The following is a 13,789-nucleotide window of genomic DNA, read 5'->3' on the forward strand; positions in this document are numbered from 1 at the left end:
CTAAAGCACGCCCCGGCAAGCCGGGGCATGTTGTTTCGATTCGGGGATGCACCCGCATGGCGTGCATCCGGCGCGGGCGCCCGCGGGGCGCCCGGCTATCAGGCCTGGCCGTCCTGGACTTCGACGAACTCTTCCTGGCCTTCGCCGCCTTCTTCGACCAGACCGTTCAGGTTCTGCTCGCGGCCTTCCAGCACGGCGTCGGCGATGCCCTTGGCATACAGCGCGATGGCCTTGGCGGAGTCGTCATTGCCGGGGATGACGTAGTCGATGCCATCCGGCGAGTGGTTGGTGTCGACCACGGCCACGACCGGAATACCCAGCTTGCGGGCTTCGGCGATGGCGATCTTGTGGTAGCCGACGTCGATCACGAACAGCGCGTCCGGCAGGCCGTTCATGTCCTTGATGCCGCCCATGGACTTGTTCAGCTTTTCCAGTTCGCGCTGGAACAGCAGGCCTTCCTTCTTGATCATGCGCTCCGCGCCGCCTTCGGCGACCACGGCTTCCATGTCCTTCAGGCGCTTGATGGAGGTCTTGACCGTCTTGAAGTTGGTCAGCATGCCGCCCAGCCAGCGGGCGTCGACGAAAGGCATGCCGCAGCGGGCGGCTTCGCCGGCGATCAGTTCACGGGCGGCGCGCTTGGTGCCCACGAACAGGATCGTGCCGCCACGAGCGGCCAGTTGCTTGACGAACTTGGTGGCTTCGACGTACTTGCCGACCGTTTGTTCGAGGTTGATGATGTGGATCTTGTTACGCTGACCGAAGATGAACGGAGCCATCTTCGGATTCCAGTAACGGGTCTGGTGGCCGAAGTGGACACCGGCTTCCAGCATTTCACGCATGAGGGACATAGTATTCTCCAAGGGTTTGGACTTGCGCCAGGCCTGCATCGGACAGTCCGCTTCGGCGTTGGGGTTACCCGTTGGGGCCACCTTGCCGCGGCGATACCGTCGACACCCTCGTTGGCTGGGCGCGCGATTAGAGCGATTAGACTTCGCACTGGCTTTCCGCCGGATCTCCAGTCAGGATCCCCAGTCAGGGGGTCTCCAGTCAGGGGGTCTCCAGTCAGGATTTCCAGGCAGACTTCACAGGGAAGCTCCCCTGCTTTTTCAGGGAAGCCTATAATTCTACTATTTTTCCAAGCCAATCCTCAAGCTGATACATGGGCATAGTCACCGACCCCGCCGATCTCGACCAAATGCGCCTGGCCTGCCAGGACGCCGCGCGCGTACTGGATTACCTGACGCCTTACGTGAAGCCCGGCGTCACGACCGGCGAACTGGACCGTCTGGCGCTGGACTACCTGACCAACGAACTCAAGGTCAAGTCGGCCACCGTCGGCTATGCGCCCCCCGGCTACCCGCCATTTCCCGGCGCCATCTGCACATCGGTAAATCATCAGGTGTGCCACGGCATCCCTGGCGATAAGGTCCTGAAAAACGGGGACGTACTGAATATCGATGTCACCATCATTAAAGATGGCTGGTTCGGCGACACCAGCCGGATGTTCTACGTCGGCGAACCCTCGATCCTGGCCCGCCGCCTGACCGACATCACCTACGAATGCATGTGGCTGGGCATCCGCCAGGTGCGCGCGGGCGCAACGCTGGGCGACATCGGCAGCGCCATCCAGAAGCACGCCGAAAGCAATGGCTTTTCGGTGGTGCGCGAGTTCTGCGGCCACGGCGTGGGGCGGCGCTTCCACGAAGACCCGCAGGTGCTGCACTACGGCAAGCCGGGCACGGGCGTAAAGCTGGTGCCGGGCATGATCTTCACCATCGAGCCCATGATCAACGCGGGACGTCGCGAAATCCGCCAGCTGTCGGACGGCTGGACGGTGGTGACGCGCGACCACAGCCTGTCGGCGCAGTGGGAACATACCGTCCTGGTCACGGAAACGGGCTATGAAGTGTTGACGGTGTCCCCCGGCATGCCGGCCCCGCCCGCCTTCGTCACCGAAAACGTCGCCGTTCCGGCCGCCTAGCGGCGCCGCCCAACCGACCGCCGCACAGCGAATACCGGAAGGACCGCCGTATGAGCACGCAAGCCGAACCTTCCTGCGCGGCGCCCGACGCCGCGGACCTGCCTGCCCTGCGCGCGCGCATGCGCGCCAGGCGCGATGCCGCCATCGCCGCCTTCCGCGAACATGAACGGCCCGATCCGCTGCTGCACGAGTTGCGCCGGATCACCGACCAGACGCTGCGCGACCTGATCAAGCAATGCCCCCTGCCGCCCGGCGCCGTGCTGGCCGCCGTGGGGGGCTACGGCCGCGGCGAGCTGTACCCGCATTCCGACGTCGACCTGCTGATACTGCTGCCGCACCCGCCCTCGCGCGATGAGGAAGCCGCCATCGAGCGGCTGGTGGCGGCGCTGTGGGACCTGGGCCTGGAACCCGGCCACAGCGTGCGCACCATCGCCGATTGCGAACGCGAGGCGGACGCCGACATCACCGTGGAAACCGCGCTGCTGGAATCGCGCTGGCTGGCCGGCAATCGCGCGCTGATGAAAAGCTTCGACACGGCGATGCGGGCACGCCTGGATCCCGCAGTGTTTTTTCGCGCCAAGCGCGTCGAAATGCAGCAGCGTCACGCGCGCTACCAGGACACGCCCTACGCGCTGGAACCCAACTGCAAGGAATCGCCCGGCGGCCTGCGGGATCTGCAGGTCATCATGTGGATGGCGCGCGCCGCCGGCTTCGGCGATAGCTGGCGGGAGATCGCCAAGGCCGGCCTGCTGACGGCCTCCGAAGCGCGCGGCCTGCGGCGGGCCGAACAGGCCTTCAAGCGCCTGCGCATCGAACTGCACCTGATGTCCAAGCGCCGCGAGGACCGCGTACTGTTCGATCTGCAGCCGGCCCTGGCGGAGGTCTACGGCATCAAGGCGACGGCCACGCGGCGCGCCAGCGAACTGATGATGCAGCGCTACTACTGGGCCGCGCGCCTGGTCACGCAGCTGAATTCCATCCTGGTCCAGAATATCGAGGAACGGCTGTTTCCGCGGCCGGCGTCCGACGCGCGCGATATCGATGATGACTTCCGCAGGCTGCACGACCGGCTGGACGTCATCCGCGACGACGCGTTCGAGCGCAATCCGACCCTGCTGCTGCGCGCCTTCCTGGTCATGCAGCAGCATCCCGACCTGAAAGGCATGTCGGCGCGCACGCTGCGCGCGATCTGGCACGCACGCCACCGCATCGACGCCCAGTTCCGGCGCAATCCGGTCAATCGCCGCCTGTTCCTGCAGATCCTGCAGCAGCCTTCGGGCATCGTGCACGAACTGCGCCGCATGACCATGCTGAACATCCTGCCGCGCTATCTGCCGGTGTTCCGGCGCATCGTCGGCCAGATGCAGCACGACCTGTTCCACGTCTATACGGTGGACCAGCATACGCTGACGGTCATCCGCAACCTGCGCCGCTTCACCATGCCGGAACACGCGCAGGAGTATCCGCTGGCCAGCCAGTTGATTTCCGAGCTGGACCGGCACTGGCTGCTTTACGTCGCCGCGCTGTTCCACGACATCGCCAAGGGGCGAGGCGGCGACCATTCGGAATTGGGTGCCCGCGAGGTGCGCAAGTTCGCCCATGAACACGGCCTGGCGCCCGAGGACGCCGAATTGGTGGAGTTCCTGGTGCGACAGCATCTGCTGATGTCGACGGTGGCGCAGAAGCGCGACCTGTCCGACCCGGAGGTCGTGCGCGAGTTTGCCGCCACGGTCAAGGATGAACGCCACCTGACCGCCTTGTATCTGCTGACGGTGGCCGACATCCGCGGCACCAGCCCCAAGGTCTGGAACGCCTGGAAAGGCAAGCTGCTGGAAGACCTGTACCGCCTGACGCTGGGCGCGCTGGGCGGCGCGCATCATGACGCCGACACGGTGCTGAATCATCGCAAGGCCGAAGCGGCGCGGCTGACGCGCCTGGCGGGCCTGCGCGACGACGCGCGCGAAGCCTTCTGGAAGCAGTTGGACGTTGCCTATTTCCTGCGTCACGACGCTTCCGACATCGCCTGGCATACGCGCCATCTTTACCATCGTCCGGCGCCGGACCAGGCAGTGGTCAAGGCCAGGCCCACGGAGCACGGAGAAGGCCTGCAAGTCATGGTGTATACCCGCGATGCGCCCGACCTGTTCGCGGCGATCTGCGGCTATTTCGACGCCAAGTCCCTGAGCATCCAGGACGCACGCATCCATACCACGCGCCACGGCTGGGCGCTGGACAGCTTTATCGTGCTGCTGCCGGATGGCGCCAGCGATCTGCGCGCGCAAGCGGCGCTGGTCGAACATGAATTGGCCGCCCGGCTCAAGGACGGCGGGACGGCCGCCGCGAGCGGCGCGGCCGGCACCATGTCCTATGGACGGCTGCGGCAATCGCGGATGTCGCGCGTATTTCCGGTGTCGCCGCAAGCCGAGCTGCAGCCGGACGAACGCAGCAAATCGTGGCGGCTTTCGGTCACGGCCACCGATCGCCCGGGCTTGCTGCACGCCCTGGCGCGGGTGTTCGTCGGCCATGGCGTGAACCTGCAAATGGCCAAGGTCATGACGCTGGGCGACCGCGTGGAAGACGTTTTTATTATCGAAGGCGCGGCCCTGGAAAGGCCGCGTTCGCAGATGCAGTTCGAACGCGCCGTCCTTGATGCCCTATCCGGCGACGGCGTGCAACGCGCGGCGGCGTGAGGCGCCCCCCGAAGCGCTGCGCGCTTCCCCCCAGGGGGACGACGCTGGAGGACCGGCGGCGGGCTAGCCGCCCGCCCGGATCCTCGGCGTCCTCGATCGGGCTGCACCTGTGTCTCGCGGACCGGCGGAGCGCGAGCCGCGCGCCCTGGGCCTGGGGGCGGATGAAATCCGACGCACAATTGCGGCTTTGGATGCTGCATTACCTCCACGCTGACATGGCCGCGACGATAGCCCGACGCTTACAATCGACGTTCCTAGTTGCCGGCCACGCCCCTTCCCCATGCTCGTGCACGAATATCTGCTGGTGTTTGGTCGCAGTTTCCTATTCGCGCTGGCCACGCTGCTGCCTTTCCTGAATCCCCCCGCGGTCGCGCCCATCTTCTGGACGTTGACCGAAGGCGCTTCCAGCACGACTCGCGTGGCGCTGGCCAAGCGGGTTGCCATCAATGTCGGCGTGATGTTGACCATCGCGATGGTGGCCGGCAACGTGCTGTTGAGTTTCTTCGGGCTGTCGCTGGCCATCGTCCGCGTGGGCGGCGGGCTGCTGGTCATCGCCAGCGCCTGGCGTCTGGTGAATTCGCCGGATGGCGGCGCCCAGAGCGCCGCGCGCGCGGCCGAATCCTTCACGCCGGAGATGGCCAAGGCACGCGCCTTCTATCCCCTGACCTTCCCGATCTCCTGCGGCCCGGGCTCCATTGCCGCCGCGATTACGGTGGGCGCTTCGTTGCGCGAACCGGACCATATCGTCAGCCTGGTCAAGCTGGTCGGTTCGCTGCCCGGCATCCTGGTCACCGCACTGACGCTGTATGTCTGCCTGCGCTTCGCCGCGCAATTCCTGTACAGGCTGGGCGACAACGGCACGGCGGTATTCATGCGGCTGTCGGCCTTCGTGCTGTTGTGCCTGGGGGTGCAGATCGTCTGGGACGGCGTGCATGAACTCTTGCTGAGCGTGCTGGTCGAAGCCGTCAACGGCGGCTCGGCGGCCTCCGCGCAATAGCGCCAGCACCTTTCACCTTCTTACGCCACAGGATAAGAAACATCATGATGTCGACTTCGCAACGTACTCTGGTCCTGATCGCCATCCTGGCCTTCGGCGCCGTGTGCATCGCGCTGGTGTCCCAGTATGCCTTCGGTCTGCAACCTTGCGCGTGGTGCGTGCTGCAGCGGCTGATCTATATCGTCATCGGCGTCGTCTGCCTGGTGCTGGCCTTTCTCGGCCCCGTGATGCGGCGCGTGGGCGCGCTGCTGGGCCTGATCCTATCGTTATGCGGCGTATGGGCCGCTTATTACCAATACACCGTGGCTTCGCAACTGCTGTCGTGCGAGCAGACCTTCGCCGACAAGTTCATCGCCGGCAGCGGGCTCGATGCCGCGCTGCCGTCCGTGTTCGGCATCTATGCCACTTGCATGGACGCCGTAGTAAAGGTGCTCGGCGTGGAATACGCGGTATGGAGCCTGGTGCTGTTCGCCATCCTGGCTTTCCTGAGCTTGCGAGGCGCTGCTTCGTCGGACGTAAAGGCGGTGGGCGCGCGCTGAATACCACGCCCAAAAAGAAAAGCGGCGGACCGGTCATCACGGTCCGCCGCTTTTCGCTTGCGCCGAGCGATCAGGCGTCGTTGGCGGCGTAGCCCATGTTGAACAAGAGGCCGCCGCGCGATTCCTCGTCGGCCTCGCCGCGGCTCTGGCCCAGGCGCTCCAGGTATTCCGGCGTGATGTCGCCGGTAATGTACTGGCCGTCGAAGCAGGACGCCTCGAAGCGGGACATCGCCGGATTCAGGTCGCGCACCGCCTGCTGCATATTGTCCAGATCCTGATACACCAACGCGTCGGCCCCTATCGTGCGGGCGATCTCCTCGTCGCTACGGCCGGTGGCGATGAGCTCCCGCTGCGTGGGCATATCGATGCCATAGACATTGGGAAACCGCACGGGCGGCGCGGCGGAGGCAAAGAACACTTTGTTGGCGCCGGCGGCGCGCGCCATTTCAACGATTTCCCGGCTGGTCGTGCCGCGCACGATGGAATCGTCCACCAGCAGCACGTTCTTGCCCTGGAATTCGCGGCCGATGGCGTTGAGCTTCTGCCGCACCGATTTCTTGCGCACGGCCTGGCCCGGCATGATGAAGGTACGGCCGACGTAGCGGTTCTTGATCAGGCCTTCGCGATAATCCAGGTTCAGGCGCGCGGCCAACTGCATGGCGGCGGGACGGGAAGAATCCGGAATCGGCATGACGACATCGATATCGCCCAGCCGCATGCTGCGCGCCACCTTATCGGCCAGGTATTCACCCATGCGCAGGCGCGCGTCGTAGACGGACACGCCGTCCATCAGCGAATCGGGCCGGGCAAAATACACGTATTCGAAAATGCACGGCACGAGCTGGGCATTTTCGGCGCACAGGCGGCTATAGAGCTTGCCTTCCAGGTCGATGAACACCGCTTCGCCGGGGGCCACGTCGCGCACGAAGCTGAAACCGCTGCCTTCCAGCGCGACGGATTCCGAAGCCGCCATCCATTCGACGTCACCCTGCTCGGTTTCCTGCCGGCCGATGCAGAGAGGACGAATGCCGTAGGGATCGCGGAAGGCCAGCAAGCCGTAGCCGGCGATCTGCGCGACGACGGCATAAGCGCCGCGCACACGGCGGTGCACGGCCGCGACGGCGCGGAAGATCGCGTCGTCATCCAGCGAGATGCCATTCGCGGCGGACTGCAGTTCGTGCGCGAGCACGTTCAGCAGGACTTCGGAATCGGAATTGGTGTTGATGTGGCGGCGATCGACGCGGAACAGGGATTCGCGCAGTTCGCGCCAATTGGTCAGGTTGCCGTTGTGCGCCATCATGATGCCGAAAGGCGCATTCACGTAGAACGGCTGGGCTTCCTCTTCGCTGGCGCTGGATCCCGCCGTGGGATAGCGGACCTGGCCGACACCGCTATTGCCCGGCAATGCCCGCATATTGCGCGTGCGGAAGACATCGCGGACCAGTCCGTGCGCCTTGTACAGGTTGAACTGGCTACCCTGCGCCGTGGCGATGCCGGCCGCATCCTGCCCCCGGTGCTGCAGCAGCAGCAGGCTATCGTAGAGCAGCTGGTTGACCGGATTGCGCCCCACGACGCCGACAATTCCACACATGGCAATTTCCTGTTGATCCTACTGCGTTCTTACGAACGATACGAATACGCTCAATATGGCCTCGATATGGCCATCTTCAATACGGCAGCATGGACGCCAGGGAGGGCGGGAGCCACACTTTGGTATGTTTGACGGCTTCTGTGGCCGTATGGGAGAACATCGCGTCGCGCCACCAGGGCTCCTGCGGCAGCGGCGTGTAGCCGGCCACCGTGACCAGCACCAGCACAATGAGCGCGCCGCGTACCAGCCCGAACAGACCGCCCAGCCCATGGTCGGCCGGCGATAGGCCGGTGGTGCGGATCAGCGCCGACAAAGTCATATTGACCAGGCCGACTCCCAGCAACACCACCAGGAATACGGCCGCATAGGCGGCGCCCATGCGCAGCACCGTCGTTTCTATCCATTGGGCAAGCCAGCCGTAGACCGTCGGGCCCCACCAGATTGCCGCCACGAAGGCCAGGATGTACGCCAGCAAGGAGAGGATTTCCTTGAGCAGGCCGCGCACCAGGCCCAGCAGCCCCGATATGGCGATGATCGCCACCACGACGAAATCGAACCCGGTCACTGCGCGGCGATGAAACCGTTGTCATAACCCAAGGTGCGCAACCGCGCCTGGGCCGCCTGGGCCGCCTCGCGCGAAGGGAATGGCCCCACGCGCAGCCGGTATTGCTGTTTGCCGCCCACACTGGTTTCCTGGACGAATGCGTTGGTCACGCCGGCCGCGTGCAACTTGTCGCGGCGGGCCTGCGCGTCCGCCTGCGTGGTATACGCGGCGATCTGCAGGACGAAATTGCCCTTGGTGTCCGCGCTGGCGCGGGTATCGGTTGCCGCGGGCTTGGCCGGGGCCGAACCGCCGCTCGAGCGGCCTTCCAGCAGCGCCAGCGCCTTGCTGCCGTCGTCGGTGCGTGCGGCGGGCTCGGGCTTGGCGGGCGGCTTGGATTCGGGACGGCTGTCCGGCCTGGACTCCGGCCGCGAGGCGTCCGCGCGCGCGTCGGGACGGGTGGAGGCGCGGCTGGCGTCAGTGCGGCTGGCATCGGTGCGGCTGGTGTCGGTGCGGCTGGCGTCGGCACGGCTGGCGTCGGCATGCGCCGGATCACCGCCGGGCCGCGTGGCGTCAGCCCGGGGCTGCGTGGCCTGCCTGCCGGCGTCGGGGGAAGGCGTACCGCCGGCCGCTGCCGGCTGGCCTGACGACGGCTGTCCCGCTTGGCCCTGCGGGCCCGCGGTGACGGGCGCGGCCACCCCTGCCGTGGCGGGCGTGCCCGCGCCGGCGCTGCCCGCCGCGCCGGCATCGGCCGGCGGCTGCGGATCGGACACGGCAGGCTGGTAGGGCGAATTACGGTCGGGGATGCGGATGGGAATGTCGTCGCTGACACGTGCCGGTTCGGAATCCAGCACCATGGGCAGGATGATGACCGCCGCCAGCACCAGGGCGATCGCGCCGGCTAGCCGGCGCCGCGCCCGCGAACGAAGTTCGGCCGCCTGCGCTTCGCTGGATACCGACGGACGAGGACGGCCCGTCGGCGCGTCCGACGAGGAATCATTGCGATTGAACAAACCCATGAAGCACGAATTCCTTGCAGCCGGCGCGCCGATGCGCGATGGAAAATTCAGGATTTTCGCCCCAGAGACTGGAGCACGGCGGCGACCGTGAAGAACGATCCGAACACCACGATTCTATCATTCTCACCCGCCTGGGCGCGCGCCGCGGCATAGGCCTGGGCCGGATCGGCGTAGGGGCAGATGAGCGGTACGTCGTCGCCCGCGCCGGGTGGCGGCAGCGCCGCGCGCACCCGTTCGGCCAGGGCTTCGCCGCTGCCGCCGCGCGGCCCGGGCAGGCCCGCGCAATACCAGCGGTCTATGCGCCCGGCGAGCTTGGCGACCACGCCGGCGACGTCCTTGTCGTTGAGCATGCCGAACACCGCATAGGTGTAGGGGTGGAAGCCCATGTTGTCCAGGTTCTGCGCCAGCACCGCCGCGGCGTGGGGATTGTGCCCCACGTCCAGGATGACGGTGGGCTGCCCCGGGAGGATCTGGAATCGGCCCGGCAGCGTGGCCTGCAGCAGGCCCTGGCGCACGGCCTGTTGCGGCACGGGCAGCCGGTCGCGCAGGGATTCCAGCACGGCCAGGGCGGCGGCGGCGTTCAGCAGCTGATTGGCGCCGCGCAAGGCGGGATAGGCCAGCGCGCCACGCCGCTGGGACCGGCCGCCGTAAGCCCATTGCTGGCGATCGCCCGAATAGTTGTAGTCGCGGCCGAAGAGCCAAAGGTCGGCGCCGATGGCGGCGGCGTGATCGAGCAGGCTTTGCGGCGGCACGGGGTCGGCGCAGATGGCCGGCTTGCCGGGACGGTAGATATGGGCTTTTTCGTAGCCGATTTTTTCGCGGGTGTCGCCCAGCCAGTCCATATGGTCGAGGTCGACGCTGGTGACGACGGCGCAATCGGCGTCGACGATATTGACCGCGTCCAGGCGTCCGCCCAGGCCGACTTCCAGCACCACGGCGTCCAGCCGCGACTGGGCGAACAGCCGCAGCGCGGCCAGGGTGGTGAATTCGAAGTAGGTCAACGAGGTGTCGCCGCGGGCGGCTTCCACCGCCTGGAACTGGGCGATCAGGTCGGCGTCCGAGGCCAGTTCGCCGTTCACGCGCACGCGCTCGTTGAAGTCGATCAGGTGGGGCGAGGTGTACAGGCCGGTCTTGAAGCCCGCGGCCAGCAGCATGGCTTCGATCATGGCGCAGGTCGAACCCTTGCCATTGGTGCCGCCGACGACGATCTTGACGCAATCCAGCTCGATCCTCAGCCGCCGCGCCACCTCGCGCACCCGTTCCAGGCCCAGATCGATGGTTTTGGGATGCAGCGATTCCAGATAGGCCAGCCACTGCGTGAGCGTGGCGCCGGCGTCCGGAGGAGCGGTAAGAGACATGGCGAAAAACGTAACTGGAGCAACCGCAATTTTAACAGCCGCCCTCCNTGAACGGGAGGCACGCAGCATTTAGAAGCGCCCACAGAACCGCCCGCCCGCGCATAACCGGTGCCCCGCAATCGGGACGCCGCGGATCCGGCTCCGCCGGTCCGCAGGCGTGCCCCCTTGAGGGGGAAGCGCGCCAGCGCTTCGGGGGTGGACTTAAGTTCCCCCGCACTCTGCCGTTACGTGGTTGTCTACCCAGAAACCCGCGTCGCCGACGCACAGCAGAAGTGGAGTCCTTATGGCTGTCAGCCCTATCGCCCCCGCGGCCCTCCCGGTCCAGCCCGTCGAGGCTCAACCTGCACCGTTGCCCGATGCGGCCGTTCTGGTAACCCCGACCGCGGACGCCCAGAAAGGGGCCGGCGCGGATGGCGCCACCAGTGATGGCGGTTCGTCCGGCCAGCCGTCCGACCCGCAATCTTCGCTGGAGCGGGCGCTACAGAAAATCAACGAGCAGATGGAAGCCTGGTCGACCCAGATGCAGTTCGAAATCGACCAGGACACCCATCGGGTCGTGATTTCCATCAAGGACTCGAAAACCGGGGACGTCATCAAGACCATCCCCAGCGAGACAGTCCTGAACATCGCCAAGATGATCACCAAAATGCAGGGCGGCGGCGTCGAAACCAGCGCCTGATTGGCTGGCACCCCGCCGAGGGCGACTGAAAGCACCGAACAAGCCCGCCTTATGCCGCTTGCCCGGCTTATCGGGCGGGCCGCCTGTTTGACAGAATAAGCGCATCAAGGAAACAGCACGATGGCAACCTCATCCCTACCGCCAGTCACCTCCCTGGGCTCCGGTTCGAACCTGGATCTACAGGGCATTCTGGACAGCCTCAAGGACAACGAAAAGCTGGCGCTGGTGCCTATCCAGAACCAGCAGACCCTGGTTACCACGCAGCTCTCCGCATACGGCACCCTGCAGCAGGCCATCGAAACGCTGCAAACGGCCTCGAACGCGCTGGCCGATCCCAAGACTTACAACGTCACGACGGCGACCATCGTCGGCGGCAGCACCGCGTTCACGGTGAAGACGCAGGCGGGCGCCACGCCGGCCAAGTACAAGATCCAGGTGGACCAGCTGGCCACCGCGGAACAATTGAAGTCCGGCGCGATCGGCGACCGTACCGCCAAGATCGGCACGGGCGGCAGCATTACGGTGACGCTGGCCGACGGCACCAGCAAGACCATCGACGTCAGCAAGGACACATCCCTGAACGGCATCGCCCGCGCCATCAACGCGGATGACAAGGCCGGCGTCACGGCGTCCATCCTGACCGACGGCGACGGCAAGAGCTATCTGCAGCTGACGTCGTCGGCGACCGGCACCAAGGCGGCGGTGACCAAGATCACCTCGACCAACACCGATATCCAGAGCGCGATCGGCTACGACGCCGCGGCGACGCCCACCGGCGGCATGACGCAGCAGGAAGAGGCGACGGACGCCAAGGCCACCATCAACGGTGTGCAGATCGTCAGCGGCTCCAATACGCTGGACAAGAATATCGACAACGTCACCATCTCGCTGACCGATGTCACCGACGACCCGGTGACGGTCAACGTCGCCACGGATTCTTCCGGCGTGGTGTCGGCCGTGCAGAGTTTCGTCAGCGCCTACAACACGCTGCAGACGCTGGTGACGTCGCTGACCAAGTACGATCCGACGACGAACCAGGGTTCGGCCCTGACCGGCGACAGCACCACCCGCTCCATTTCGTCCAGCCTGGCCAGCGCCCTGCGCGTACTGTCCTCGGGCACCGATACGCTGCGGACGATCCAGGATCTGGGCATTACCACGTCGCCGGATGACGGCACGCTGGTGCTGAACCTGAACACGATAGACAGCACGCACCTGCATTCGCTGAACGACTCGCTGTCCAAGAATCCCAAGGACGTCGGCGATATCCTGACCACGCTGGGTACCAGCATGGGAACCGCGATCAAGGGCATCCTGGGTTCGAACGGGTTGCTGGCTACCCGCACGGCCGGCCTGAACGAAACCAAGAAGTCGCTGCAGGACCAGTACGACAGCGTGAGCGATCGCATCGATGCCGACATCGCCAACCTGCGCGCGCAATTCGTCCAGCTGGATTCCTTCGTTGCGCAGATGAACAACACCAGCTCGTACCTGACGCAGCAATTCGCCGCGCTCTCCAACCAGAAGTAATTTAAATGACCTACGCATACCGCCGTCCGGATAATGCCTACTCCGTGCGCTCCTACGCGGACGTAGGGCTTGAAACCCAGGTGATGAGCGCCAGCGCGGAAAGGCTCATCACGTTGCTCTACACGGCTGCGCGCGCGGCCATCGGCCAGGCGCGCATCCATATCGAACAAGGCAATGGCTCCGCGCGGGCCATCGCCATCAGCAAGGCGATCCGCCTGGTGGATGAAGGTCTGAAGCAGGCGCTCGACCTGCAGAATGGCGGTGAGATCGCCGCCAATCTGAACAACCTTTACGACTACGTTCTGCGTACGTTGATCAATGCCAACCTGAAGGGAGATGCCGCGCTGCTGGAAACCGCCGATACGCTGCTGGCCCAGCTTCAGGAAGCCTGGCAGACATCGGTGGATCGCACCGGCGAAGCCGCCAAAAGCTGATCGCCAAGGCCCCTCAACACTACTCGCCGCTGTCACAAGACTATCTATGCCGTCCTCGTCCTCGTCCTCGCAAATCATTCTCGAGCTTTATCGCGAGATCGTCGCGGTCACCGCGGCGATGTTGAACTCCGCCCGCGCGCAGGACTGGACCAGCGTCCTGCAGTTCGGACAAGCCTATTGCGAGATCGTCGAACGGCTGCGCACCATCGGCGTGACGGAACCGCTGGATGATGCGGAGCGGCGCCAGAAGCATGACATGCTGGTGCAGATCCTGGAAAACGACGCCAATACGCGCGACCTGGCCATTCCGGAACTGGCCCGCATGAGCGAGCTCCTCGGCCGCATGAAGCGACAGCAGGCCGCGCTCAATGCTTACGGGTTTAAGGCGCCGGTGGCATGAGTGCCTCCGCCCGGCCGCCCGAAGGAGGCG

Annotated in this window: 13 protein-coding genes; 8 read left to right on the forward strand and 5 right to left on the reverse strand. The window is 65.5% G+C overall.

The window, feature by feature from the left end; translation table 11 throughout:
• Positions 1-98: 98 nt before the first annotated feature.
• Positions 99-848, reverse strand: coding sequence for a 30S ribosomal protein S2 (gene rpsB, locus ACNA0R_RS11235; protein ID WP_415826091.1), 750 nt, complete (start codon positions 846-848; stop codon positions 99-101).
• Between the two features lie 311 nt (positions 849-1,159).
• Between rpsB and map the strand changes: the two genes are divergently transcribed.
• The 4 genes from map (at position 1,160) to ACNA0R_RS11255 (ending at position 6,207) form a co-directional block, all read left to right on the forward strand.
• Positions 1,160-1,981 carry a type I methionyl aminopeptidase gene (gene map, locus ACNA0R_RS11240; protein ID WP_415826092.1) on the forward strand — a complete coding sequence of 274 codons (822 nt, stop codon included), beginning with the start codon at positions 1,160-1,162 and terminating at the stop codon, positions 1,979-1,981.
• Between the two features lie 50 nt (positions 1,982-2,031).
• On the forward strand, positions 2,032-4,671 hold the full coding sequence (locus tag ACNA0R_RS11245; protein WP_415826093.1) for a [protein-PII] uridylyltransferase: 2,640 nt from the start codon (positions 2,032-2,034) through the stop codon (positions 4,669-4,671).
• Between the two features lie 280 nt (positions 4,672-4,951).
• Complete coding sequence (locus tag ACNA0R_RS11250) at positions 4,952-5,668, forward strand: MarC family protein (protein ID WP_415826094.1); 717 nt, start codon at positions 4,952-4,954, stop codon at positions 5,666-5,668.
• A 44-nt stretch (positions 5,669-5,712) separates the two neighbouring features.
• Entirely contained in the window at positions 5,713-6,207 is a 495-nt protein-coding gene (locus ACNA0R_RS11255) for a disulfide bond formation protein B (protein ID WP_415826095.1), read from the forward strand.
• A 70-nt stretch (positions 6,208-6,277) separates the two neighbouring features.
• Here ACNA0R_RS11255 and purF read toward each other — a convergent pair whose 3' ends face one another.
• The 4 genes from purF to folC all read right to left on the reverse strand — a co-directional run bounded on the left by purF (position 6,278) and on the right by folC (position 10,716).
• Positions 6,278-7,798 carry an amidophosphoribosyltransferase gene (gene purF, locus ACNA0R_RS11260; protein WP_415826096.1) on the reverse strand — a complete coding sequence of 507 codons (1,521 nt, stop codon included), beginning with the start codon at positions 7,796-7,798 and terminating at the stop codon, positions 6,278-6,280.
• A 76-nt stretch (positions 7,799-7,874) separates the two neighbouring features.
• Positions 7,875-8,363 carry a CvpA family protein gene (locus ACNA0R_RS11265; protein WP_415826097.1) on the reverse strand — a complete coding sequence of 163 codons (489 nt, stop codon included), beginning with the start codon at positions 8,361-8,363 and terminating at the stop codon, positions 7,875-7,877.
• Positions 8,360-9,358, reverse strand: a complete 999-nt coding sequence (locus ACNA0R_RS11270; RefSeq protein ID WP_415826098.1) for an SPOR domain-containing protein — start codon at positions 9,356-9,358, stop codon at positions 8,360-8,362. The genes ACNA0R_RS11265 and ACNA0R_RS11270 overlap by 4 nt, the downstream gene beginning before the upstream one ends.
• A gap of 47 nt (positions 9,359-9,405) precedes the next feature.
• Positions 9,406-10,716: a bifunctional tetrahydrofolate synthase/dihydrofolate synthase gene (gene folC / locus ACNA0R_RS11275; RefSeq protein WP_415826099.1), complete on the reverse strand. Its 1,311-nt coding sequence runs from the start codon at positions 10,714-10,716 to the stop codon at positions 9,406-9,408.
• A gap of 283 nt (positions 10,717-10,999) precedes the next feature.
• Between folC and ACNA0R_RS11280 the strand changes: the two genes are divergently transcribed.
• The 4 genes from ACNA0R_RS11280 to ACNA0R_RS11295 all read left to right on the forward strand — a co-directional run bounded on the left by ACNA0R_RS11280 (position 11,000) and on the right by ACNA0R_RS11295 (position 13,759).
• Positions 11,000-11,395 carry a flagellar protein FlaG gene (locus tag ACNA0R_RS11280; protein ID WP_415826100.1) on the forward strand — a complete coding sequence of 132 codons (396 nt, stop codon included), beginning with the start codon at positions 11,000-11,002 and terminating at the stop codon, positions 11,393-11,395.
• Positions 11,396-11,515: 120 nt separating this feature from the next.
• Entirely contained in the window at positions 11,516-12,925 is a 1,410-nt protein-coding gene (gene fliD / locus ACNA0R_RS11285) for a flagellar filament capping protein FliD (protein ID WP_415826101.1), read from the forward strand.
• Between the two features lie 5 nt (positions 12,926-12,930).
• Positions 12,931-13,359, forward strand: a complete 429-nt coding sequence (gene fliS, locus ACNA0R_RS11290) for a flagellar export chaperone FliS (RefSeq protein WP_415826102.1) — start codon at positions 12,931-12,933, stop codon at positions 13,357-13,359.
• Positions 13,360-13,405: 46 nt separating this feature from the next.
• A complete protein-coding gene (locus tag ACNA0R_RS11295) occupies positions 13,406-13,759 on the forward strand; it encodes a flagellar protein FliT (RefSeq protein ID WP_415826103.1) in 354 nt (117 codons plus the stop codon).
• The last annotated feature ends 30 nt before the right edge of the window (positions 13,760-13,789 follow it).

It is taken from the genome of Bordetella sputigena, assembly GCF_965137885.1.
Taxonomy (GTDB): domain Bacteria; phylum Pseudomonadota; class Gammaproteobacteria; order Burkholderiales; family Burkholderiaceae_B; genus Bordetella_C; species Bordetella_C sputigena.

What these genes read in the sequence shown, in the direction of transcription:
- rpsB (WP_415826091.1), bottom strand. Translation starts at nt 848, where the DNA reads ATGTCCCTCATGCGTGAAATGCTGGAAGCCGGTGTCCACTTCGGCCAC.
- map (WP_415826092.1), top strand. Translation starts at nt 1,160, where the DNA reads ATGGGCATAGTCACCGACCCCGCCGATCTCGACCAAATGCGCCTGGCC.
- ACNA0R_RS11245 (WP_415826093.1), top strand. Translation starts at nt 2,032, where the DNA reads ATGAGCACGCAAGCCGAACCTTCCTGCGCGGCGCCCGACGCCGCGGAC.
- ACNA0R_RS11250 (WP_415826094.1), top strand. Translation starts at nt 4,952, where the DNA reads ATGCTCGTGCACGAATATCTGCTGGTGTTTGGTCGCAGTTTCCTATTC.
- ACNA0R_RS11255 (WP_415826095.1), top strand. Translation starts at nt 5,713, where the DNA reads ATGATGTCGACTTCGCAACGTACTCTGGTCCTGATCGCCATCCTGGCC.
- purF (WP_415826096.1), bottom strand. Translation starts at nt 7,798, where the DNA reads ATGTGTGGAATTGTCGGCGTCGTGGGGCGCAATCCGGTCAACCAGCTG.
- ACNA0R_RS11270 (WP_415826098.1), bottom strand. Translation starts at nt 9,358, where the DNA reads ATGGGTTTGTTCAATCGCAATGATTCCTCGTCGGACGCGCCGACGGGC.
- folC (WP_415826099.1), bottom strand. Translation starts at nt 10,716, where the DNA reads ATGTCTCTTACCGCTCCTCCGGACGCCGGCGCCACGCTCACGCAGTGG.
- ACNA0R_RS11280 (WP_415826100.1), top strand. Translation starts at nt 11,000, where the DNA reads ATGGCTGTCAGCCCTATCGCCCCCGCGGCCCTCCCGGTCCAGCCCGTC.
- fliD (WP_415826101.1), top strand. Translation starts at nt 11,516, where the DNA reads ATGGCAACCTCATCCCTACCGCCAGTCACCTCCCTGGGCTCCGGTTCG.
- fliS (WP_415826102.1), top strand. Translation starts at nt 12,931, where the DNA reads ATGACCTACGCATACCGCCGTCCGGATAATGCCTACTCCGTGCGCTCC.
- ACNA0R_RS11295 (WP_415826103.1), top strand. Translation starts at nt 13,406, where the DNA reads ATGCCGTCCTCGTCCTCGTCCTCGCAAATCATTCTCGAGCTTTATCGC.